This is a genomic window from Bradyrhizobium sp. CCBAU 11386 (genome assembly GCF_028128955.1).
Lineage (GTDB): Bacteria > Pseudomonadota > Alphaproteobacteria > Rhizobiales > Xanthobacteraceae > Bradyrhizobium.
The window spans coordinates 87105-109395 of sequence record NZ_LBKA01000241.1; the positions used below are offsets into that span (position 1 = coordinate 87105).

The window sequence follows — 22291 nt, forward strand, 5'->3', positions numbered from 1 at the left end:
GCTGAACTCCCTGACTTGTTTCAGGGGATGTTTAGCCGATCAGGCAGGCTGCGCAACCGCCCGCTCGACGGGTTTCTCCACGATCGGAAGATTGATCAGTGCGGACAGCACGCCGAACAGAATCGAGAGCCACCAGATCGGCGTGTAGGAACCGAACCGCTCGAACACGATGCCGCCGAGCCAGACGCCGAGGAAGCCGCCGACCTGATGGCTGACGAAGGCGAAGCCATAGAGCGTCGCGAGCCAGCGCGTGCCGAACATCAGCGCCACCAGCGCCGAGGTCGGCGGCACCGTCGACAGCCAGGTCAGGCCGGAGATCGCACCGAACGCGATCGCCGAGAACGGCGTGATCGGGAACGAGATGAAGGCCAGCGTCGCAAGCGCGCGGGTGAAGTAGATGGTCGAGAGGATGTAGCGCTTGGGCAGCGAGTTCTGGAGATAACCGACGCTGAGCGAGCCGATGATGTTGAAAAGACCGATCGCCGCGATCACCCAGCCGCCGGTTTGCGTCGAGATGCCGCGATCGACCAGGAACGCCGGCAGATGCACCGTGATGAAGGCAAGCTGGAAGCCGCAGGTGAAGAAGCCGAGCACCAGCAGCACATAGGAGCGATGGCCAAAGGCTTCCGCGAGCGCCTTCATGAAGGTCTGCTCATCCGCTGGCGCCGCGTTTGCCGTGCTTGCGACCGGCGGCGTCGAGAGCGCCAGCGACAGCGGAATGATCAGCAGCATCAGGAAGCCGAACACGCTGAGCGCCTGCTGCCAGCCGAAATTGTCGATCAGCGCGACGCCGATCGGCGCGAACAGGAACTGTCCAAACGAGCCCGCCGCCGTGCCGGCGCCGAGCGCGAGGCCGCGCTTCTCGGCCGGCAACAGCTTGCTGAACGCCGACAGCACCAGGTTGAACGAGCAGCCGGCGAGACCAAAGCCGACCATCACGCCTGCACCGAGATTCAGTGACAGCGGCGTCGAGGAATAGCGCATCAGGAGCAGTCCGCCGGCATAGAGCAGCGCGCCGCCGCACATCACCCGGAACAGGCCGAAGCGATCGGCGACCGCGCCGGCGAGGGGCTGGCCCAATCCCCACAACAGGTTCTGCACGGCGATGGCGAGGCCAAACACGTCACGGCCCCAGGCGAACTCATGGCTCATCGGCTGCACGAAGAAGCCGAGCGCCGAGCGCGGGCCGAAGCCGAGCATGCCGATGGCGCAGCCGCAGAGGATGATGAAGGCCGGCGTGCGCCAGGTGGAGGAACGCGAGACCGGTCCGAGCTCGCCCGCTTGTGTCGACATGGTGTTCCTCATGTTCTCGTTGGCGGATCCGGAATAGGCAGCCACAGGCCAGCCCGTTTAATGCAAGTGCATGAACATCCCAAGTCAAAAATGGTTGCGTTCTACGAAGGGCTGCCGCGGGAGCATTGCGTTTCAACCAGACCTGGTCCGGCGCAGTGAGTGCGACTTGACGAGAATGTGTGCGAGGAGGCCTAGCAACGCCCGGCCATGCGTGATATCTTAGATTTACTCAGATTGAGCATATTGGAGTGCTGATGACATACGACCCGGCCTCTCGGCCGGATTTCTCAGGCTCCATATATACTCAATTTGAGTATAATAACCATGCACGGGAGGCTTCGATGCCGATTACTGGACTTTACGGCCCTGACGACTTCACGAGCCGGCCGCAGGGCCAAGCCACCAACCAGGTCACGACCTCCCCGCGCGCCGCGCCGGCGCGGCCGGGATCCACACTGCCGATGCCCTCGCTGCAATGGACCGATGAGGTCGAGCGCGCCACCGCGCCTCTCTATGAGCGCGTGAAGCACGTGATCCCGCCGATCGAGTGGCCGGTGATGGCGCCGACGATCAAGGCGATCAACGAGCTGAAGCAGGCGCGGGGCGCGGTGATCCTCGCGCACAACTACCAGGCCCCGGAGATCTTCCACTGCGTTGCCGACATCGGCGGCGATTCGCTCCAGCTCGCCGTCGAAGCCACCAAGGTGAAGGCCGGAATCATCGTCCAGTGCGGCGTGCACTTCATGGCGGAGACCTCGAAACTGCTCAACCCGGACAAGACGGTGCTGATCCCGGACTCCCGCGCCGGCTGCTCGCTTGCCGCCAGCATCACCGGCGCCGACGTTCGTCTGCTCCGGGAAAAATTTCCCGGCGTTCCCGTCGTCGCCTATGTCAACACGTCGGCGGAGGTGAAGGCCGAGGTGGACATCTGCTGCACCTCGTCGAACGCGGTGCAGGTGGTCGAGAGCCTGAATGCGCCGAGCGTGATCTTCCTGCCCGACCGCTATCTCGCGACCTACGTGGCCTCGAAGACCGACGTGAAGATCATCGCCTGGAAGGGCGCCTGCGAGGTGCATGAGCGCTTCACCGGCGCGGAGCTGCGCGGGCTTCGCGAGGCCGATCCCTCCGTTCAGATCATCGCCCATCCCGAATGCCCGCCGGACGTTCTGGCGGAGGCCGACTTCACCGGCTCGACCGCGCACATGATCAACTGGGTGCGCGCAAAGCGGCCGCGGCGGCTGGTGATGATCACGGAATGCTCGATGGCCGACAATGTGCGCGCCGAGCTGCCTGACGTGGAGATGCTGCGTCCGTGCAATCTCTGCCCGCACATGAAGCGCATCACGCTCGCCAACATTCTGGAGAGCCTGCTGACGCTGCGCGAGGAGGTCACGATCGATCCCGCGCTCGCGATGCGCGCGCGACGATCGGTCGAGCGGATGATCAATCTGAGGAACTAGCAACACACACAACCGTCGTCCCGGACAAGCGCGCCCAAAGCGCGCGCCGATCCGGGACCCATAACCACAGGACGTGGGTATTGGCACGCTGGCAGCTCCAGCTTGCCGCAACAACTCACAGCCGGGGTTATGGGTCCCGGCCCCCCGCGCGCAATTGCGCGCTAGGCCGGGACGACGGTTGAGAGCTTGGAGAAAGCCATGACAACAAACAACATCCCGAACCTCACCCGCGCCACCGACGACGTCGTCATCGTCGGCGGCGGCCTTGCCGGTCTGTTTTGCGCGCTGAAGCTCGCGCCGCGGCCGGTGACGCTGATCTCGGCGGCACCGCTCGGACAGGGTGCATCGTCCGCATGGGCGCAAGGCGGCATCGCCGCGGCGGTGGCCGAGGGCGATACGCCGGAAGCCCATGCCGCGGACACGATTGCCGTCGGCGGCGGCCTCGTCGACGAAGCAGTCGCGCTTGGGATCGCTCGCGAGGCTGTGCCGCGCATCCATGACCTGCTCGCTTATGGCGTGCCGTTCGACCGCGATCTCGAAGGCAGGCTCGCGGTGGGGCGGGAAGCCGCGCATTCGGCGCGCCGCATCGTGCATGTGCGCGGCGACGGCGCGGGCGCAGCGATCATCGCGGCGCTGGGCGAGGCCGTGCGCCGGACGCCGTCGATCCGGCTGATCGAAGGTTTCGTCGCCGAAGCACTGTTGACGGAAGACGGCGCTGTTGCCGGCCTTCAATTGCGCGCGGCCGGCAATCCTGCCGCCCCGCCGGTCCTGCTCGCCTCACGCGCGGTGGTGCTCGCGACCGGCGGCCTCGGCCATCTCTATGCCGTCACCACCAATCCGTTTGAAGCGAGCGGATCGGGCCTCGCGATCGCCGCGCGCGCCGGCGCCGTGATCGCCGATCCTGAATTCGTGCAATTCCACCCCACCGCCATCATGGTCGGCCGCGATCCGGCACCGCTTGCGACGGAGGCGCTGCGCGGCGAAGGGGCGACGCTGATCAACGGCCATGGCGAGCGTTTCATGCTGACGCGTCATCCGCTCGCCGAACTCGCGCCGCGCGACATCGTGGCCCGCGGCGTGTTCGCCGAGATCGCGGCCGGGCGCGGCGCGTTCCTCGACGCGCGGCAGGCGCTGGGCGCGCGTTTCGCCGACAAATTCCCGACCGTGCATGCGAGCTGCATCGCCGCCGGCATCGATCCCGCCACGCAGGCCATCCCGATCGCGCCGGCCGCGCACTACCACATGGGCGGCATCGCGGTGGACCCGCACGGCCGCAGCTCGATCGACGGGCTCTGGGCCGGCGGCGAGGTGTCCTCCACCGGTGCGCATGGCGCCAACCGCCTCGCCTCGAATTCGCTGCTGGAGGCAGTGGTCTATGCCGCGCGCATCGCCGACGACATCGCCAGCCGCGCGATCCCCTCGCCTGCCCACCTCCCCGACGCGTTGGTGACGCCGCGCGGCGGCACGCCGGATGCTGCGGCCGTGAAGCGGCTGCGCGCGATGATGAGCGCGCATGTCGGCGTCATCCGTCACAGTGACGGGATTGCGGAGGCCGTGCGCAGCTTCGCCGCGCTCGAACGTGACGCAACGAGCATGGCTGTCCGCAACATGGCGACATCAGCCCTGCTCGTCGCCGCTGCGGCCTGGATGCGGCGCGAGAGCCGCGGCGCGCATTTCCGCATCGACCATCCGGCCGATGTCCCCGCGCTGGCCCGGAGAACGATGACCACCCTCGCCGCAGCACACGAAGCCGCGGAGAGCCTGAGCGAGCGTCCGCTGCCGCGCATTGCGCAACCCGTGATCGCCTGATGGAGTCCCTTATGATCACCCCGACATCCCTGCTCTATCCCGACGCCTTCCTCTCGCCCCTCGCGATCGATGAAGCCGTGCACCGTGCGCTCGACGAGGACCTCGGCCGCGCCGGCGACATCACCTCGCTGGCAACGATACCAGAAGCAACGAAGGCACAGGCGATCCTGGTCGCGCGCCAGTCCGGCGTGATCGCCGGCCTGCCGCTGGCGCTGGCGACGCTGCAAAAGCTGTCGCCCGACATCGAGCTGCGGGCGCATGTCCGGGATGCCGCCCGCGTGGCCCGAGGACAGCATGTGCTGACGATCTCGGGCCCCGCTCGCGCCATTCTCACCGCGGAGCGGACCGCACTGAATTTCGTCGGCCGGCTGTCGGGCGTTGCGACGTTGACGGCGGACTATGTCGCGCGCACCGAAGGCACCAGGATGCGGATCTGCTGCACGCGAAAAACCACGCCGGGATTGCGCGCACTGGAGAAATACGCGGTGCGCTGCGGCGGCGGATTCAACCACCGCTTCGGCCTCGACGATGCGATCCTGATCAAGGACAACCACATCGCGGTCGCCGGCGGCATCCGCCCCGTGCTGGAGCGCGCGCGTGCGCACGCCGGCCATCTCGTCAAGATCGAGATCGAGGTCGATACGCTGGCGCAATTGCGCGAGGTGCTGGACACGAGGATGGCTGACGCCGTGCTGCTCGACAACATGGACCTTGCGACGCTGCGCGAGGCGGTGAGGATCACGGAAGGCCGCGTCGCACTGGAAGCATCCGGCGGCGTCACGCTGGACTCGATCGCCGCGATCGCGGCAACAGGCGTCGACTACGCGTCCTCCGGCGCACTGACGCATTCCGCGCCGAACTTCGACTGTGCCCTGGATATCGAGGCGTGATCGGGGCGCCAATGCCTCCACGACGTCATGGCCGGGCTTGTCCCGGCCATCCACGTGTTGCCGCACAGCGCGAAGAACGTGGATGCCCGGGACAAGCCCGGGCATGACGAACTTCTGGGAATGACTACCGCCGCTCGGTCGCGCCCATCTCGGCGGAGCTCTTGGCTTGCTGCGCGAGTTCGGCGGAGAGCGCGGCGGTCTGGGCCGGGGAACCCCAGCTCGGTTCCTCGCTGCCGTCGCCCCAGGCGCGCGGGCGATAGAAGGTGTGCACGCCGGTCTTGTACATCTTCTTCATCTCGGCGACCCAGGACGGGCGCACCCAATAGGCGTGGTAATGCGTGGACTTGCCGACCTCGGGCAGCCAGATCTGGCCGTCGAGCATCGCCTTCGCGATCTTCTTGGCCCGCTCCCACATCTCGGGCTCGCGGATCACGTCGGCATTGTTGTCGCAGGCAAAGGTGAACTGGCAGGCGAGATGGCGGTGCTTGTTCTGATAGACCGCTCCGCACACCGTATCAGGATATTTGCCGGAGAACACGCGGTTCATCACCACCTGCGCGACGGCTATCTGGCCGCGCACGGCCTCGCCGCGGGATTCGAAATAGACGGCTTCGGCCAGGCACTTCTCGGATTTCGCGCGCGACTTGTCGTCGAGCGCGAGCCGTTCCGCCGGCGACCTGGCGCGCTGGTTGTCGGCGTTGACCTCGCCCTTCGGCGCGACGCTCTCGCCGCTCTCGATGTCCTTGGCGATCTCCTCGGTCGGCGGCGACAGCGAGGCCGTCACCTTCATGTCGGGGTCGGGCATCACGATCAGCGGCTCGGCGCCGGGCTGCCAGCTCTCGATGCTCTCGAGATTGCCGCCGAGCGAGGAACTGCCGAAGAACAGGTTCGAGGTCTTGACGCTGAAGGGATCGCGGGCAGGCGCGGCCGGCGCGGTAGCCCGCTTCAGCGCCTCCAGCGGCTGAACCGCGAACGAGCGCGCGAGGTCGCTGGCCTTCGGCGGATTGGCATATTGCGGCAGCGGCGGCGCGCGAAGCGCTTCCTGGAGCTCGGGGTCGAGCGCGGCCGCGGACTCCGGCGACATCGCTTGCGGCAACGCGGCGGTCTTGGCGCCAAACACCGAGCTGTTCGACGTCGCGGGATCTTCCTGCGCGGGTGCTGCGGCCGGTGCGGCAGCGTCGGGAGACGTCGTCGGTGTCACGATCGCGAGGCGATCGCCCTTCATGGAGCGATCGACCTTGGGAAAGTCGGCGGCCTGGTAGCGCGGCGGCGCTTGAAGCGCCGGATTGCGGCTGATCGCGCCGGTGACGTCGCGGCCGTCGAGGCTTGCGAGGCGAACCATCGCGCTCTGCGGAACCGAGGTGCCGATGGGGCGGGAAAAGCTGTAGGTGGCGAGCTGGATCGAGGACGCCGCGGAATACACCTGCTTCTGCCAACGCTCGGCGACGCCGGGCTGACGCGCCAGCAGCGAGGCAATATCCTGATAGCCGGTCTCTCTCGGCATCAATGCGAAGATGCAGAGACCGATGCCGAAGGACGCGAACCGCGCGCCCTTCGGATGGTTACGCAACACTGACATCGATACGCTCACGCTACGCTTACGCCCGAAAAATCGAACCGCAGTACATCCGTGCAATTCGATCTTTCTCGTAAGTATCCAATTTAGGTTGCCGGGGCGTTAATCGGCGTTGCGCGCTGGGCACACTCAAGCGATCGCAAGTGTTTTCACGGGGCAATGATGCGCATTGGTAAATGCCGCCCCACGTAAAGCGGTAAACATCGGGTCAACGCGAATGGTGAAGGAACTCTTGCGCGCACGTATCATTACGGGACGCGTGATGAGTTCCCACTGTTGCAACAGACTCGTCATTGCGAGCGCAGCGAAGCAATCCAGACTGCCGCCGCGGAGGGATTCTGGATTGCTTCGCTGCGCTCGCAATGACGATGTCGCGAGAGTGCCGCTCAAAATGAAAGAGGCGGGGCCAAAGCCCCGCCTCTCTCAACTCAATCCTGCGCTCCGCCTTACGCCTGGCTCGCGACCGCCTTGCCGAGCGCGGCTTGCGCCGCGGCGAGGCGGGCGATCGGCACGCGGTAGGGCGAGCAGGAGACGTAGTCGAGGCCGATATTGTGGCAGAAGGCGACGGACGCGGGATCGCCGCCGTGCTCGCCGCAGATGCCGACCTTGAGCGAGGGCCGTGTCTTGCGGCCGCGCGCGACGCCGATCTTGACCAGCTCGCCGACGCCTTCCTGATCGAGCGCGACGAAGGGATCGATCGGAAGGATGCCCTTGGACACGTAGGTGCCGAGGAAGCTTGCGGCATCGTCGCGGCTGATGCCGTAGGTGGTCTGCGTCAGATCGTTGGTGCCGAACGAGAAGAACTCGGCGCTCTCCGCGATCTCGGCCGCGAGCAGACAGGCGCGCGGCAGCTCGATCATGGTGCCGACCTGATAGGCGAGCTTGGTGTTGGTGTCGCGCATCACGGCCTGTGCGGTGGCGTCGATGCGCGCCTTGACGAGGTCGAGCTCCATCTTGGTGGCGATCAGCGGCACCATCACCTCGAGGCCCACGGCCTTGCCGGTGCGCTTCTCGGCCTCGACCGCAGCCTCGAAGATCGCGCGCGCCTGCATCTCTGCGATCTCAGGGTAGGCGATCGCGATACGGCAGCCGCGGAAGCCGAGCATCGGGTTGAACTCCGACAGCTCGCGCGCGCGGTCGGCCAGGCGCCGCGGGTCGGTGTTCATGGCGCGCGCCACTTCCTCGACCTCGGCGTGGGTGTGCGGCAGGAATTCATGGAGGGGAGGATCCAAAAGCCGGATCGTGACGGGCAGGCCCTTCATGATCTCGAACAGCTCGACGAAGTCGGCACGCTGCATCGGCAACAGCTTGGCGAGCGCGGCGCGGCGCGACTGCTCGTCCTCCGAGAGGATCATCTCGCGCACCGTGCGGATGCGCGTCTCCTCGAAGAACATGTGCTCGGTGCGGCACAGGCCGATGCCTTCCGCGCCGAACTTGATCGCGGTGCGGGCGTCTTCCGGCGTATCGCCATTGACGCGGACGCCGATCTTGCGGACCTGGTCGGCCCACTTCATCAGCGTGCCGAACTCGCCGGACAGCTCCGGCTCGATCATCGGCATGCGGCCGGCGAGCACCTGACCGAGCGAGCCGTCGATGGTGATGACGTCGCCGGTCTTGAAGGTGCGCGAGCCGATGCTCATGGTGCCGCGGCCGTAGTCGACGCGGATGGTGCCGCAACCGGAGACGCAGGGCTTGCCCATGCCGCGTGCGACGACCGCCGCGTGCGAGGTCATGCCGCCGCGTGTGGTGAGGATGCCTTCGGCGGCGTGCATGCCGTGGATGTCTTCCGGGCTGGTCTCGATGCGGACCAGAATCACCTTGCGCCCGTCGGCCTGAAGCTTGGCCGCTTCGTCCGAGGAGAACACGATCTCGCCGGAGGCAGCACCCGGGGATGCCGGCAGGCCGGTCGCAATCACATCGCGCTTGGCGCCGGGATCGATGGCCGGATGCAGCAGCTGGTCGAGCGAAGCGGGATCGATCCGCATCACCGCTTCCTTCTTGGTGATCAGGCCCTCATTGGCGAGCTCGACCGCGATGCGCAGCGCCGCCTTGGCGGTGCGCTTGCCGCCGCGGGTCTGGAGCATCCACAGCTTGCCCTGCTCGACCGTGAACTCCATGTCCTGCATGTCGCGGTAGTGCTTCTCGAGCAGCGTGTAGATCCGCGTCAGTTCCTTGAAGGCCTCCGGCATCGCCGCTTCCATCGACGCCTTGTCGGAGCCCGACTCTTTCCGCGCTTCCTCGGTGATGTCCTGCGGCGTGCGGATGCCCGCCACCACGTCCTCGCCTTGCGCGTTGATCAGGAACTCGCCGTAGAGCTTGCTCTCGCCGGTCGAGGGGTTGCGCGTGAAGGCGACGCCGGTCGCCGACGTATCGCCCATGTTGCCGAACACCATGGCCTGCACGTTGACCGCGGTGCCCCAGGATTCCGGAATGTCGTGCAGCTTGCGGTAGGTCACCGCGCGTGCGTTCATCCAGGATGAAAACACAGCACCGATCGCGCCCCAGAGCTGGTCGTGCGGATCCTGCGGGAAGTCCTTCCCGGTCTCGCGGGCGACCGCGTCCTTGTACTTGCCGACCAGCTCGACCCAGTCCTCCGCCGACAGGTCGGTGTCGAGCGTGTAGCCCTGGCTGTCCTTGAAGGTGTCGAGGATTTCCTCGAAGTGATGATGCTCGAAACCGAGCACCACGTCGGAATACATGGTGATGAAGCGGCGATAGCTGTCGTAGGCGAAGCGGCGGTCGCCGGACAGTTCCGAGAGCGCTTCCACGGTCTCGTCGTTGAGGCCGAGATTGAGCACGGTGTCCATCATGCCCGGCATCGAGGCGCGTGCGCCGGAGCGCACGGAGACGAGCAGCGGGTTCTTGGTGTCGCCGAACACCTTGCCGGTCAACTTGCCGACATGGTCAAGCGCCTTCTCAACCTGCGACTGCAACTCCTTCGGGTAGGTCTTGCCGTGTGCGTAGAAGTAGGTGCAGACCGAGGTCGGGATGGTGAAACCGGGAGGCACCGGCAGGCCGAGATTGGCCATCTCGGCGAGGTTGGCGCCCTTGCCGCCGAGCAGGTCGCGCATCTCCGTCCGGCCCTCGGCCTTGCCGTCGCCGAACGTGAACACCCATTTGCCGGCCTTGGCTGCAGCTGGCGCGGCCTTGCTCGGTGCCGGCTTCAGAGCGACCTTGGCGGCGAGCTTCGGCGCAACCGGCTTGGTTGCAGCCTTTGAGACAGCCTTTACGACAGACTTGGCGGCGGGCTTCGCAGCCGGCTTGGCCACGGGCTTGGCAACTGGCTTCGGGGCGCTCTTGGGAAGCGCCTTGCGGGCCGCCGGCGCGGCTTTCGCCTTGGCGGAGGACTTTGATTTCGCTGGGATTTTCTTAGGCTTCGAGGCGGCTTTGGCCATAGCTTGCACACAACCTGCGAGAGGAATGGGAAATCGCGCGCCTTACACCACTTTGGACAGGCCCGCGCAAGTCGAAGAGTTCCGGAAAATGAAGGCCTAGAGATGGAGCCACTTCAACAATCCGAGCCCAATCGCACCATTTATGATGAGAAAGATCGCGACGATGAGGTTGAGAAGCCGCGGCATGATCAGGATGAGCACGCCCGCAATCAACGACAGGATCGGCGAAATGTGGGCGACGGTGATGTGCATGAATTATCTTTCCGTGGAGGTGGGGCGAATCGCGGGCGGATCATAGCGGACCCGGTTCCGCGGGTAGAGACGCACTAGGGGGCGCACGAGTTCCGGGCTTCGCGAAAACTGCCCAAAAATGCCGCGAATGCGGCAAGGCATTTTCCGGAACATCGCGCGCGTCGCAGCATTGGCAACCGGTCGCGCCACTGGCGCCGGCTAAAATCATGTCGAAGGAGTTGCCCATGCGGAACAGGATTCTCGCTCTCGCCGCGCTTGGCGTCGCGCTCGGTGCGCCGATCTCGGCACAGGCGCAAACAGGCATTACGGTTGGACGCGCGCCCGTCGTGGTCGACGGCGGCCCGACGATTGCGGTCGAACAGCGGCCAGCCTTCCGCGACTATGTCGTCGAACAACGTGTGCCGGCCTTCCGCATTCCGGATCGCGTGGTGGTCGGAGCCACCTTACCCGAGGCCGGCGTGACCTATTATGACGTGCCGCAACGTTTCGGCGCCACCACCTATCGCTACACCGTCGTGAACGGCGAGACCGTGCTGGTCGAGCCGCGCTCGCGGCGCATCGTCGAGGTGCTGGACTAGACTCTTGTTTGGACGCGTTTTCCTTGTGCGACCCGGTATCCACTTCGCTCGAAAACGCTCTGCACAACTCGATGTCCGGCGCGTCAAATCAGGCTGACGCGTAGAGCTGAGTAGCGGACATCAGGCCCCGCCCGGTCTCCCCCCACCGGGTGGGGCTTTTTCATCTTCAGCAGTAGTCGTCATTCCGGGACACGCCAAAGGCGTGGGCCCGGAATCCATGGGGCCGCAGAGCGTGACGATGAATGGATTCCGGGCTCGCGCTTCCGCCTTCGCTCTTCGGCGGACAGGTCGCGCGCCCCGGAATGACAGTGGTGTTTGCCGCGCGGCCGCGCCTCAATCCTGGATCTTCGAAAAATCCGCGACCGCGCGCGTGGCGCTGCGGATCTCGTTGAGCAGCTTCAGGCGATTCTCGCGCACTTTCGGATCGTCGTCGTTGACGCGGACCTTGTCGAAGAACGCATCCACCGGCGGGCGCAGCTTCGCCATCGCACTCATCGCGGCGGCAAAGTCCTCCTTGGCGACGGCAGCACTTGCTTCCGCCTGCACCTCGCCGATCGCCTTGGCCAGCGCCTTCTCCTCGCCGAGGCCATAGAGCGCAGCATCCGGCGCACCGTCGAACGTGCGCTTGTCCTTCTTCTCCTCGATCGAGAGGATGTTGCCGGCGCGCTTGGTGCCGGCGAGCAGGTTCTTGCCGTCGTCCGATTCGAGGAACTTGCCGAGCGCCTCGACGCGGCGGACGATCATCAGGAGATCGTCCTGGCCGCCGAGCGCGAACACGGCATCGACGAGATCGTGCCGCGCGCCCTGCTCGCGGAGCTGGACCTTCAGGCGGTCGGCGAAGAAGGCCAGGAGATCACTCGGAACCTTGTAGTGATCGACGAGCGCGTACGGAGTACCAACTTCACGCAATCCAGCGATTGCGGACTCAGCCACCTTCAATAACGAGAGACGAAGTGCATTCTCGGCGACGAGGCGGATCACACCGAGCGCAGCTCTTCGCAGTGCATACGGGTCCTTGCTGCCCGTCGGCTTCTCGTCGATCGCCCAGAACCCGACCAGCGTATCGAGCTTGTCCGCGAGCGCCACCGCAACGCTGACCGGATCGGCCGGCACCCGATCGGCGGGGCCTTGCGGCTTGTAATGCTCCTCGCAGGCGGCGGCGACGGAAGCATCCTCGCCCTGCGCCAGCCCGTAGTACTTGCCCATCAGGCCCTGCACTTCAGGGAATTCGCCGACGACTTCAGTCAGCAGATCCGCCTTTGCCAGATGCGCAGCGCGCGTCGCCTTGCCGACATCGGCGCCGACCAGCGGCGCGACCTCCGCGGCAAGCCGCTCGATGCGCTTGATGCGCGCAGCCTGCGTCCCGAGCTTCTCGTGAAACACGATCTGCTCGAACTTCGGCAGCCGGTCCTCGAGCTTGGTCTTCAGGTCCGTCTCGTAGAAGAATTTCGCATCCGACAGGCGCGCGCGGATGACGCGCTCGTTGCCGGCGATAATGGTCTTGCCGCCATCGGTCGCCTCGATGTTGGCCACCAGGATGAACTTGTTGGCGAGCTTCCCGGCCTTGTCAGTGCTCTTGGGGTCGCTGACGACAAAGCACTTCTGGTTGTTGCGGATGGTGGCACGGATCACTTCCGCGGGCGTCGCCAGAAATTCCGGCTCGAACGAGCCCATCAGCACGACCGGCCATTCGACGAGGCCGGCGACCTCGTCGAGCAGGTTCTGGTCCTCGACGAGATCAAACCCCTGCGCGAACGCCAGCTGCTTGGCGTCGGTGAGGATCGCGTCCTTGCGGCGCTCCGGATCGAGCACGACCTTCGCGTCCAGCAGCTTGGCTTCGTAGTCCTCGAAGCGGCGCACCTGAATCGCGGCCGGTGCGAGGAAGCGATGGCCGTAGGTGGTCTGGCCGGCTTCGATGCCGTCCACCGAGAACGGCACGACATCAGGCTCTTCGGTCTCGAGCCCAAACGTCGCGGTGATCGCGTGCAGCGGACGCACCCAGTTCAGCGAGCCGGGTTTTCCGGAACGCGCGCCCCAGCGCATCGACTTCGGCCAGGGGAAGGTACGGATGATCACCGGCAGAATCTCGGCGAGCACGTCGATCGCGTCGCGGCCGGGCTTCTCGATCAGCGCGATGTAGAAGTCGCCCTTCGGGTCGCGCTGGATCTTGGCCTCATCCAGCGACTTCAACCCTGTCGCTTTCAGAAAACCCTGCACGGCCGCATCGGGCGCGCCCATTTTCGGTCCGCGGCGTTCGGTCTTCAGGTCGGGCTGGCGCGCAGGGATTCCGTGCACGGTGAGCGCGAGGCGGCGCGGCGTCGCGAAGGCTTTCGCGCCTTCATAGACCAGGCCTTCGGCGACGAGCTTGTCGGTGACCATGCGGCGCAGATCGTCGGCCGCCTTGGCGTGCATGCGCGCGGGGATTTCTTCCGAGAACAGTTCAAGCAAAAGATCGGGCATCAAGCCACTCCGCCCGCTTCAGTATGGATCCAGGCCTCGCCGCAGGCCTTGGCCAGCTCGCGCACGCGAAGAATGTAGCTCTGCCGCTCCGTCACGGAGATCACGCCGCGCGCATCGAGCAGGTTGAAGACATGGCTCGCCTTGATGCACTGGTCGTAGGCGGGCAGCGCCATCAAATGCTCTTTCCGGTTTCCCTCGCGCCAGCCCGCGTCGAGATAATTCCTGCAGGCGGCTTCCGCCATCTTGAACTGCTCGAACAGCATCGCGGTGTCGGCGACTTCGAAATTGTGCCGCGAATATTCCCGCTCGGCCTGGAGGAAGACGTCGCCATAGGTGACCTTGGCGTCGCCGTCGCGGCCGTTGAAGTTGAGGTCGTAGACGCGGTCGACGCCCTGCACATACATCGCGAGGCGCTCGAGCCCGTAGGTGAGCTCGCCCGCGACCGGCGCGCATTCGAAGCCCGCGACCTGCTGGAAATAGGTGAACTGGGAGACTTCCATGCCGTCGCACCAGCATTCCCAGCCGAGGCCCCAGGCACCGAGTGTCGGGCTCTCCCAGTCGTCCTCGACGAAACGGATGTCGTGCACGGCGGAATCGATGCCGATCGCGGCTAGCGACTTCAGGTACAGCTCCTGAAGGTTCGGCGGCGACGGCTTCATGATCACCTGGAACTGGTAGTAGTGCTGCATCCGGTTCGGGTTCTCGCCGTAGCGGCCGTCCTTGGGCCGCCGCGAGGGCTGCACATAGGCCGCGTTCCAGGGTTTTGGCCCGAGCGCGCGAAGGGTGGTCGCCGGATGGAAGGTACCCGCGCCCATCTCCATGTCGTAGGGCTGCAAGATCACGCAGCCCTGCTCGGCCCAGAACCGCTGGAGCGCGAGGATGAAGCCCTGGAACGAGCGTTCCGGGCGCATATGGGCGGGCAATGAGGCGTCCATCGTCAGATCAGGCTCTCGCGGGGGGGTTTTGAATCGCGCGGGACCGTATCGACGGCGGGGATGGGAATCAAGGCGAAGGGGCCCGGAAAGCGGCCCCATACTCCGTCATGGCCGGGCTTGTCCCGGGCATCCACGGTCTTGTCGCCGCACGAAGAACGTGGATGCCCGGGACAAGCCCGGGCATGACGACTGCGGCAACTAACCCGGCCGATAAGCTCCGGTCACCGGATCCTGTTTCAGCGTCCGGATTTCCCCCATATGGGCGGCTTCGGCGACGCGTGAGAGGCGCATCTCCTCCAGCTCCTGGTTGATCCGGACAGCGGTCTTGTAGGCCCAGCGGACCACGGCAAGCCCGCCCAGGACGCCCGCGAAAGCGACGAACGGCGGCATCTGTCGATCCTTGTCTAGTGCTCAGCCCCCACGCACATTCTTGCGCAGACCGGGCCGCGCCGCAATTGGCTCGGCTTCAAGTCTCCTTGGGACCAAATGGCGCGGGAGGCCGCGCCCTAGAACCCGAATTTCGCCCAAATCGCTCGCGTTTCGACCGCCGAGATCAGCTCGTCCGGCAGCCCGGCCATTGATTCCAGGGCCGAAAGCTGGCCCGCGCCGGGCGATTTGCGCCCCAAAAGGCCGGACAGCAGCCCGGTCGGCTGCGCGATCACGGGGGTGAGAACCTTCTCACCATAGCGGGCACGAAGAGTTGAGCGGAGATCGCCGATGCCGTCGGCGAGCCCCAGCCCGACCGAACTCTCGCCGGCCCAGTATTCACCGGTGAACAGGGTGTCGTCGTCGCCCTTCAGCCGCGCGCCGCGGCTCTCCTTCACCAGCGAAATGAAGATCTGATGGATCTCGCGCTGGATCGCCTTCAGCTTGGCGACGTCGTCGGGGTTTTCGGGCAGGAACGGATCGAGCATCGCCTTGTGCGCGCCGGCCGTGTAGAGCCGCCGCTCGATGCCGAGCCGCCTGATCGCGTCCTGGAAACCAAAACTGCCGCCGACCACGCCGATCGAGCCGAGGATCGAGGACGGATCGCAGAAGATCTCGTCGCCGGCGCAAGCGATCATGTAACCGCCGGAGGCCGCGACGTCCTCGACAAACACCAGCACCGGCAGCTTCTTCTCCGCCGCGAGCTGCTTGATGCGCAGGTAGATCTGGCGCGACTGCACCGGCGAGCCGCCGGGCGAATTGATCACCAGCGCCACCGCCTTGGCGTTCCGCATCGAGAAGGCCCGCTCCAGCACCCGCGCGACGCCTGCGAGCGACATGCCCGGGCGCAGCGGCGTCACCGCGCCGATCACGCCTGACAGCCGCACCACCGGCACCACCGCCGTGCCCGGACGAAAGCGCGCCGGCAGATATTGCATGAGCTTGTCGGCCAGGCCGGAACTCTCACGATCGTTCAATTGTTCGGCCATGCCGTTACCCCTGATTAACCATTTCTTATCACGCGACTGTCATTGGAAGTGCCTGGAACGTGTTTTGCAGATTTCCCGTTGGGAAGCTGCAATGAAGCAGCGGAGGAAACGTCATGAAGATCTATCTGCTGTTGATGCTGATCGGTGCGCTTTTCACGGCGATTCGCTTTACGTCCCCGCAAGAACAGCAGACGGAATCGCTGCCGCAGTAAGCCGTCACGGCTCCGCCAGCGGCAACACCGCCCTCCCCTCCAGAATATCCCTCACCTCTTTTTTAGGCACGTTTGACTCTTCGTTAAGCATGAGGCCCGGCAACAGGCGCGTCGGCGCCCTGCCGCCTTTGATCGCGCGCACCAGCACGCGGATCGCGGGCCGCCCCGCTTCGCCATGAACCGGCAGGACCGACAGGCTGCCGAAGCCGCGTGACAGCGCTGCCAAGACGTCGGCGATTCCATCCGCGCGCCAGATCAATGTCAGCACACCGTTCGATCGCAGGATACGCCGCGCTGCATGCACCCACGCATGCAGCGTCTCCTCCGTCGCCACATGCGCGGTGTGGCGGGCCTGATCCGGCGAGCCACGATGGCGCACCGGATCGTTGAAGGGCGGGTTCATCAGCACACGATCGACGCTGTCGGGCACCAGCCCATGCGCCACGAAAGCCTGCGCATCGGCCGTGACGTCGAGCACGATCGTCTCGGCGACAATCGCGTTCGCCGCCGCGTTGGCACGCGCCAGCTCCGCCAGTTCCGGATCGATCTCGACCAGGCTGAGCCTGATCCCCGCCACGCGCTGCGCCAGCGCCAGCCCGGCCGTGCCGATGCCGGCGCCGAGATCGACCACGCGGTCGCCCGCTCTCGCCTCCGTCGCCGCGGCGAGCAGGATGGCATCATGCCCGGCGCGATGGCCGGACCGCTTCTGCTTCAGGCGTAGTTGCCCGCCGAGAAAGGCGTCCTCGGTGATGTCGGCCTCAATCATCGCCGCGCAGTTCGTGGCTGAGCCCCGCCTCGGTCAGGAGCTGCCGGGCCTCCTGGGCGTCGTCCTCATGGACCAGGATCCGCCGCGGCAAAATGCCGAGCGAGCCCTCGATGATGCTCATGTTCTGGTCCAGCACCAGATGATGGATATTGGCGCCGTCGAGCAGCGCGCCGATCGCCGACACCAGCACCATATCGTTGGTCCGAACCAGTTCACGCAAAACGCAGGTCTCCTGCCTGAAAGGGGTTAAGCGGCAAATGTCAATGGTTCCGCAGCACTTGCCGCATCCGCCTCCAGTTTCTATTGTATTTCCATCAGAATAGCCCTTCCGGGGCAAATATTGGAGACCGGCGTGGCCGTCATCGTACCTTTCGAAACTCCCGGCGCGTCGATCGAAGAGCTGGTTGCCCTTGTCGCCGGAGACATGGAGCGCGTCAACGCCACGATCCTGTCGCGCACCGGCTCCGACGTGACCATGATCCCGGAGGTCGCCAACCATCTGATCTCCTCCGGGGGCAAGCGCCTGCGGCCGATGCTGACGCTCGCCATGGCCAATCTTGCCGGTTACACCGGCGACGGCCACATCAAGCTCGCGGCCTCCGTCGAGTTCATGCACACCGCCACCCTGCTCCATGACGACGTCGTGGACGAGAGCGAGATGCGCCGCGGCAAGCTGTCGGCGCGCATGCTCTGGGGCAACGAGGCGAGCGTGCTGGTCGGCGACTTCCTGCTCGGTCAGGCGTTCCGCATGATGGTCGAGGTCGGCTCGCTCCGCGCGCTGGACATTCTTTCGGCGGCCGCCGCCACCATCGCCGAAGGCGAGGTGATGCAGCTTGCGGCTGCCAAGAACACCGCGACCACCGAGGACGAATATCTCGCCGTGATCCGCGGCAAGACCGCCGAGTTGTTCGCCGCCGCCTGCGAGGTCGGCCCCGTGATCGCGAACCGCCCCAAGGCGGAGCAGACCGCCTGCCGCTCGGTCGGCATGAATCTCGGCATTGCCTTCCAGCTCGTCGACGACGTGCTCGATTATGGCGGCAAGAGCGCAAAGCTCGGCAAGAACACCGGCGACGATTTCCGCGAGGGCAAGATCACGCTGCCGGTCGTGCTCGCCTTCCGCCGCGGCAACGACACCGAGCGTGCTTTCTGGATCAAGGCGCTCGAACGCGGCGAGATCGGCGACAGCGATCTCGATCACGCCATCGGGCTGATGAACAAGCACCGCGCGCTCGAGGACACGCTGAGCCGCGCCCAGCATTACGGCGCCATGGCGGTGGATGCGCTGGCACTGTTCCCGTCCTCGCCGATGAAGAGCGCGCTGGAGCAGGTCGTGGCGTTCTGCCTGGCGCGGTCGCATTAGGTCTCGCGTTTCGGCGCACTGCCGCAACATTCTCGATGTCGTCCCGGCCTAGTGCGCAATTGCGCACGGGGGGCCGGGTCCCATACCGCGCGATCCATCGGCAAGCACGGGCTATTTGTACCGCGCGACGACATTTTCACGACCAGTCTTCGTCAAACCTCTCCCTGTGGTTATGGGTCCCGGCCTTCGCCGGGACGACGCTGGTGAGATAGCATCGCCACCGCACCACCACCGTCATTGCGAGCGCAGCGAAGCAATCCAGTCTGTCCCCACGGCAAGACTCTGGATTGCTTCGCTGCGCTCGCAATGACGGAGCAAGGTGCATCTCCACCGCTCACTCTCGTGTCCCGGACGCGCTGCAACGCCCTTGGCGTTGCGGCGCAGAGCCGGGACCCATGCGACACGCACGAACGTCTGCAACGAGAGCGGTCCAGCTGCCGGCTTCCTCACATCTCGCAAAGGATCGTCGCGCCATCTCGCGGCGTGCTTGTCAGCGCCCCTGGCCATTTCCAAGTCACTTGCATTTTGCAAGCCACTCCCCTACCTTCCCGCCATGCAGCCCAAATCCGCCTCCATCCTGGAATGCCCGGTCGGCCGCGCCGTGGAGACGGTCGGCGAATGGTGGAGCATTTTGATCCTGCGGGATGCGTTTCAGGGGGCGACGCGCTTCGACGAGTTTTCGCAGAAACTCGGGATCGCGCCGAACATCCTGTCGCGGCGCCTGGCCCATCTCACCGCGTCAGGCATGTTCGTCCGCCGCCGCTACAGCGAACGGCCGCCGCGTTACGAATATGTGCTGACGGACAAGGCGCGGGATTTCTTCCCCGTGGTCGCGGCGCTGCTCGCCTGGGGCAACAGGCATCTCGCGCCGAAGGGCGAAGCCATTCTGCTGGCGAGCCGGGCCGATCGTCGTCCGTTCGACCCGGTCGTGGTCGATGCCGCCGACATGCAGCCGATCACGCTCAACAATGCGGTCGTCATCGCGGGGCCGGGCGCCAGCCGCGGGATGCGCAAACGGCTCGCTTCGCTCAAGGCCATGAACCCGGCCGTTGCGCCGGCTGGAGACTGACATGCGTCGTATCGTCGTGACGGGAATGGGCGCAGTGTCGCCGCTCGCCTGCGGTGTCGAACTGTCCTGGCGCCGGCTGCTCGCCGGTCAAAGCGGGCTGCGTCCCCTGCCCGAATGGTCGCAGGCGCTGCCCGCACGCATTGCCGGCCTCGTGCCCGACAAGGCCGATGATGCCGACGGCGGCTTCGACCCGGCGCAGGCCGCCGCGCCAAAAGACCAGCGCAAGATGGACCGCTTCATCCTGTTCGCGCTGCTCGCCACCGCAGAAGCGGTCGCGCAGGCCAAATGGACGCCGCAGGACGCGGCCGCGCTGGAGCGGACCGCGACCATTATCGCCTCCGGCGTCGGCGGCTTTCCGGCGATGGCGGAAGCGGTGCGCATCACCGAGCAGCGCGGCGTGCGCCGGCTCTCGCCATTCACGATCCCCTCGTTCCTCGCCAATCTCGCCGCCGGCCACGTCTCGATCAAATACGGCTACCGGGGACCGCTGGGGACGCCGGTCACTGCCTGTGCCGCCAGCGTTCAGGCGATCGGCGATGCCGCGCGCATGATCCGCGCCGGCGAGGCCGATGTGGCGATCTGCGGCGGCGCCGAGGCCTGCATCGATATCGTCAGCCTCGGCGGCTTCGCGGCGGCGCGCGCACTGTCGAGCTCCTTCAACGAGGACCCCAGGCGCGCCTCGCGCCCGTTCGATCGCGACCGCGACGGCTTCGTCATGGGCGAAGGCGCCGGCATTCTGGTTGTCGAGGCGCTCGAGCATGCGCTGGCGCGCGGCGCCACGCCGATCGCGGAGATCGTCGGATACGGCACGACGGCGGATGCCTACCACATGACGTCGGGACCGCCCGATGGCGACGGCGCGCGCCGCGCCATGGAGATCGCGCTGCGGCAGGCGCGGCTTGCGCCCGGCGAATTGCAGCATTTGAACGCGCACGCGACGTCAACGCCGGCCGGTGACGAAAGCGAGCTTGGCGCGATCGGCGCGCTGTTCGGCCGTAACCGCAGCATCGCGGTGAGCGCGACGAAATCAGCGACCGGCCATCTACTCGGCGCCGCCGGCGGGCTCGAGGCAATCTTCACCGTGCTCGCCTTGCGCGACCAGGTCGCGCCGCCGACGCTCAATTTCGAGAACCCCGATCCCGGCGCGGATGGCATCGACATCGTCTCGGGCGCGGCGCGGCCGATGCAGATGCGGCACGCCATCTCCAACGGATTTGGCTTCGGCGGGGTGAATGCCAGCGTGATCTTCCGCCGGATGGACTAAACGACAGGCCTTGCAATCGCGCCGGGCATCGCTACGAAAGCGGGATGACCGACACGAATTTCTGGCTGTTCCTTGCCGCGGCATGTCTCATTGCCGCCATTCCAGGTCCCGGCATTTTCTACGTCGCGGCGCGGACCTTGTCCGAGGGGCGCGGCAGCGGCTTTGCCTCGACCGCGGGCACGGCGCTGGGCGGGCTGGTTCACGTTGTGGCGGGCAGTCTCGGTATCTCTGCCATCATTCTCGCCAGCGCCGAGCTGTTTGCCGCCGTCAAATTCGTCGGCGCACTCTATCTGGTCTGGCTCGGCATCAAGACTTTTCGTAGCGCCGGCCGTACGCTGTCGCTGGAGAGCGAAGCCGTCGGCGACAAGCGCGCGTTCCGCGACGGCGTGCTGGTCGAGGCGCTGAACCCGAAGACCGCCGCCTTCTTCCTCGCCTTCATTCCGCAATTCCTCGATCCCCTGGGATCGAACCCCACGCTGCAATTCATCGTGCTCGGCGCGATCTCGGTGACGCTGAACACGCTCGCCGATGTCGTCGTGGTGCTGATGGCCTCCGCGACGCGCACGCAACTGATCGGGCGGCCGCATCTGATGCGGCGTCTCACCCAGGGCTCCGGCGTCTTCATCGCGGGCCTCGGTCTCTCGCTCGCGCTGGCGCGGCGGCCGGCAAATGGCTAGTGCCCCGCAAAGCCGTTTCTACGAGTCGCACGGCCTGCGGCTGCATTATGCCGATTGGGGCAACGAGGGCGCGCCGCCCCTCATCCTGGTCCATGGCGGCCGCGATCATTGCCGCAGCTGGGACGTCATCGCCAGATCGCTGCAACCGCATTTTCACGTGCTGGCGCCCGACCTGCGCGGTCACGGCGATTCCGACTGGACCAAGGGCGGCAGCTACGCGCTGACGGAATATGTGTACGATCTCGCCCAGCTCGTCCGCAGCGTCGCAGCGCCTCAAGTGACTCTCATCGGCCATTCGATGGGCGGCATGGTGAGCCTGATCTTTTCGGGGTCATTCCCCGAGCAGGTTACGAAGCTGGTCGTGCTCGACGGCGTGACCATGCTGCCGGATGCACCGAAGCCGCCGGCGCATGAGCGCATCGGCAAATGGGTCGGCCAGCTCGACAAGCTGCACGACCGCACGCCGCGCCGCTATTCGACCCTCGAGGATGCCGCCGCGCAGATGGTGCTTCACAACAAGCGGCTGTCCCGCGACCTCGCGCTGCATCTGGCGACGCACGGCGCGCGGCAGAACGAGGACGGTACCTATAGCTGGAAGTTCGATCCCTACCAGCGCGCCTCCGCGCCGCACCGGCTCTGGCCGGACGATCACGTCGAACTCTGGTCACGCATCGCCTGCCCGACACTGCTGCTGAATGCCGGCGAAAGCTTTCTCGGCGGGTCCAGAGCGGCAGGCCTGGAGCGCTACTTCGCGCAGGCGCGTGTCGAGACGATCGCCGGCGCGGGGCACTGGCTGCAGCATGACAAGCCGCAAGAGGTGTTGGGTGCGATCCGGCGGTTTCTCGGGCTGGCCGAGGAAAGCAGCGGCTAGCCCGGCCTC

At 66.0% G+C, this 22291-nt stretch carries 19 protein-coding genes; 9 read left to right on the forward strand and 10 right to left on the reverse strand.

The genetic code is table 11. The annotated features are described in order from the left end of the window. Window positions 1–39: 39 nt before the first annotated feature. A complete protein-coding gene (locus XI09_RS27155; RefSeq protein ID WP_271569567.1) occupies window positions 40–1293 on the reverse strand; it encodes an MFS transporter in 1254 nt (417 codons plus the stop codon). Between the two features lie 341 nt (window positions 1294–1634). Here XI09_RS27155 and nadA point away from each other — a divergent pair, with 341 nt between their 5' ends. The 3 genes from nadA (at window position 1635) to nadC (ending at window position 5452) form a co-directional block, all read left to right on the forward strand. Further along, the gene (gene nadA / locus XI09_RS27160; RefSeq protein ID WP_271569568.1) at window positions 1635–2753 is read left to right on the forward strand and encodes a quinolinate synthase NadA; all 1119 of its coding nucleotides are present in this window, start codon (window positions 1635–1637) and stop codon (window positions 2751–2753) included. Window positions 2754–2951: 198 nt separating this feature from the next. Continuing rightward, entirely contained in the window at window positions 2952–4562 is a 1611-nt protein-coding gene (locus XI09_RS27165) for an L-aspartate oxidase (RefSeq protein ID WP_271569569.1), read from the forward strand. An 11-nt stretch (window positions 4563–4573) separates the two neighbouring features. Further along, window positions 4574–5452 carry a carboxylating nicotinate-nucleotide diphosphorylase gene (gene nadC / locus XI09_RS27170; protein ID WP_271569570.1) on the forward strand — a complete coding sequence of 293 codons (879 nt, stop codon included), beginning with the start codon at window positions 4574–4576 and terminating at the stop codon, window positions 5450–5452. A gap of 124 nt (window positions 5453–5576) precedes the next feature. On the opposite strand, the gene XI09_RS27175 is transcribed toward nadC, so the two are convergent. The 3 genes from XI09_RS27175 to XI09_RS27185 form a co-directional block, all read right to left on the reverse strand. Beyond that, window positions 5577–7031, reverse strand: coding sequence for a cell wall hydrolase (locus XI09_RS27175; RefSeq protein ID WP_271569571.1), 1455 nt, complete (start codon window positions 7029–7031; stop codon window positions 5577–5579). Window positions 7032–7474: 443 nt separating this feature from the next. Further along, entirely contained in the window at window positions 7475–10423 is a 2949-nt protein-coding gene (gene ppdK, locus XI09_RS27180) for a pyruvate, phosphate dikinase (RefSeq protein ID WP_271569572.1), read from the reverse strand. 96 nt (window positions 10424–10519) lie between these two features. Next, window positions 10520–10675 (reverse strand): DUF3096 domain-containing protein, encoded by a 156-nt coding sequence (locus tag XI09_RS27185; RefSeq protein ID WP_074077234.1) that lies wholly within the window; start codon window positions 10673–10675, stop codon window positions 10520–10522. A 224-nt stretch (window positions 10676–10899) separates the two neighbouring features. Between XI09_RS27185 and XI09_RS27190 the strand changes: the two genes are divergently transcribed. Continuing rightward, the gene (locus XI09_RS27190) at window positions 10900–11253 is read left to right on the forward strand and encodes a DUF1236 domain-containing protein (RefSeq protein ID WP_271569573.1); all 354 of its coding nucleotides are present in this window, start codon (window positions 10900–10902) and stop codon (window positions 11251–11253) included. A 333-nt stretch (window positions 11254–11586) separates the two neighbouring features. Here XI09_RS27190 and glyS read toward each other — a convergent pair whose 3' ends face one another. The 6 genes from glyS to XI09_RS27220 form a co-directional block, all read right to left on the reverse strand. Continuing rightward, window positions 11587–13713 (reverse strand): glycine--tRNA ligase subunit beta, encoded by a 2127-nt coding sequence (gene glyS / locus XI09_RS27195; protein ID WP_271569574.1) that lies wholly within the window; start codon window positions 13711–13713, stop codon window positions 11587–11589. Then, entirely contained in the window at window positions 13713–14648 is a 936-nt protein-coding gene (locus tag XI09_RS27200) for a glycine--tRNA ligase subunit alpha (RefSeq protein WP_271569575.1), read from the reverse strand. The genes glyS and XI09_RS27200 overlap by 1 nt, the downstream gene beginning before the upstream one ends. Window positions 14649–14846: 198 nt before the next feature. Further along, window positions 14847–15038, reverse strand: a complete 192-nt coding sequence (locus XI09_RS27205; RefSeq protein ID WP_027543611.1) for a hypothetical protein — start codon at window positions 15036–15038, stop codon at window positions 14847–14849. 116 nt (window positions 15039–15154) lie between these two features. Next, complete coding sequence (locus tag XI09_RS27210; protein WP_271569576.1) at window positions 15155–16063, reverse strand: S49 family peptidase; 909 nt, start codon at window positions 16061–16063, stop codon at window positions 15155–15157. 216 nt (window positions 16064–16279) lie between these two features. Continuing rightward, window positions 16280–17041, reverse strand: coding sequence for a tRNA1(Val) (adenine(37)-N6)-methyltransferase (locus XI09_RS27215; protein WP_271569577.1), 762 nt, complete (start codon window positions 17039–17041; stop codon window positions 16280–16282). Next, entirely contained in the window at window positions 17034–17261 is a 228-nt protein-coding gene (locus XI09_RS27220; RefSeq protein WP_011085319.1) for a putative signal transducing protein, read from the reverse strand. Before XI09_RS27220 ends, XI09_RS27215 begins: the two co-directional genes overlap by 8 nt. 132 nt (window positions 17262–17393) lie before the next feature. On the opposite strand from XI09_RS27220, the gene XI09_RS27225 reads away from it, so the two are divergent. The 5 genes from XI09_RS27225 to XI09_RS27245 all read left to right on the forward strand — a co-directional run bounded on the left by XI09_RS27225 (window position 17394) and on the right by XI09_RS27245 (window position 22282). Next, complete coding sequence (locus XI09_RS27225) at window positions 17394–18401, forward strand: polyprenyl synthetase family protein (RefSeq protein ID WP_028175606.1); 1008 nt, start codon at window positions 17394–17396, stop codon at window positions 18399–18401. Between the two features lie 553 nt (window positions 18402–18954). Beyond that, on the forward strand, window positions 18955–19470 hold the full coding sequence (locus XI09_RS27230) for a winged helix-turn-helix transcriptional regulator (protein ID WP_271569578.1): 516 nt from the start codon (window positions 18955–18957) through the stop codon (window positions 19468–19470). A gap of 1 nt (window position 19471) precedes the next feature. Then, complete coding sequence (gene fabF / locus XI09_RS27235) at window positions 19472–20734, forward strand: beta-ketoacyl-ACP synthase II (protein ID WP_271569579.1); 1263 nt, start codon at window positions 19472–19474, stop codon at window positions 20732–20734. A gap of 44 nt (window positions 20735–20778) precedes the next feature. Further along, window positions 20779–21411, forward strand: a complete 633-nt coding sequence (locus XI09_RS27240; protein WP_271569580.1) for a LysE family translocator — start codon at window positions 20779–20781, stop codon at window positions 21409–21411. Next, the gene (locus tag XI09_RS27245; RefSeq protein WP_271569581.1) at window positions 21404–22282 is read left to right on the forward strand and encodes an alpha/beta fold hydrolase; all 879 of its coding nucleotides are present in this window, start codon (window positions 21404–21406) and stop codon (window positions 22280–22282) included. Before XI09_RS27240 ends, XI09_RS27245 begins: the two co-directional genes overlap by 8 nt. The last annotated feature ends 9 nt before the right edge of the window (window positions 22283–22291 follow it).

Bases quoted from the DNA above. Each gene is read 5' to 3' on its own strand.
- XI09_RS27155 (WP_271569567.1), bottom strand. From the start codon at position 1,293: ATGTCGACACAAGCGGGCGAGCTCGGACCGGTCTCGCGTTCCTCCACC.
- nadA (WP_271569568.1), top strand. From the start codon at position 1,635: ATGCCGATTACTGGACTTTACGGCCCTGACGACTTCACGAGCCGGCCG.
- XI09_RS27165 (WP_271569569.1), top strand. From the start codon at position 2,952: ATGACAACAAACAACATCCCGAACCTCACCCGCGCCACCGACGACGTC.
- nadC (WP_271569570.1), top strand. From the start codon at position 4,574: ATGATCACCCCGACATCCCTGCTCTATCCCGACGCCTTCCTCTCGCCC.
- XI09_RS27175 (WP_271569571.1), bottom strand. From the start codon at position 7,031: ATGTCAGTGTTGCGTAACCATCCGAAGGGCGCGCGGTTCGCGTCCTTC.
- ppdK (WP_271569572.1), bottom strand. From the start codon at position 10,423: ATGGCCAAAGCCGCCTCGAAGCCTAAGAAAATCCCAGCGAAATCAAAG.
- XI09_RS27185 (WP_074077234.1), bottom strand. From the start codon at position 10,675: ATGCACATCACCGTCGCCCACATTTCGCCGATCCTGTCGTTGATTGCG.
- XI09_RS27190 (WP_271569573.1), top strand. From the start codon at position 10,900: ATGCGGAACAGGATTCTCGCTCTCGCCGCGCTTGGCGTCGCGCTCGGT.
- glyS (WP_271569574.1), bottom strand. From the start codon at position 13,713: ATGCCCGATCTTTTGCTTGAACTGTTCTCGGAAGAAATCCCCGCGCGC.
- XI09_RS27200 (WP_271569575.1), bottom strand. From the start codon at position 14,648: ATGGACGCCTCATTGCCCGCCCATATGCGCCCGGAACGCTCGTTCCAG.
- XI09_RS27205 (WP_027543611.1), bottom strand. From the start codon at position 15,038: ATGCCGCCGTTCGTCGCTTTCGCGGGCGTCCTGGGCGGGCTTGCCGTG.
- XI09_RS27210 (WP_271569576.1), bottom strand. From the start codon at position 16,063: ATGGCCGAACAATTGAACGATCGTGAGAGTTCCGGCCTGGCCGACAAG.
- XI09_RS27215 (WP_271569577.1), bottom strand. From the start codon at position 17,041: ATGATTGAGGCCGACATCACCGAGGACGCCTTTCTCGGCGGGCAACTA.
- XI09_RS27230 (WP_271569578.1), top strand. From the start codon at position 18,955: ATGCAGCCCAAATCCGCCTCCATCCTGGAATGCCCGGTCGGCCGCGCC.
- fabF (WP_271569579.1), top strand. From the start codon at position 19,472: ATGCGTCGTATCGTCGTGACGGGAATGGGCGCAGTGTCGCCGCTCGCC.
- XI09_RS27240 (WP_271569580.1), top strand. From the start codon at position 20,779: ATGACCGACACGAATTTCTGGCTGTTCCTTGCCGCGGCATGTCTCATT.
- XI09_RS27245 (WP_271569581.1), top strand. From the start codon at position 21,404: ATGGCTAGTGCCCCGCAAAGCCGTTTCTACGAGTCGCACGGCCTGCGG.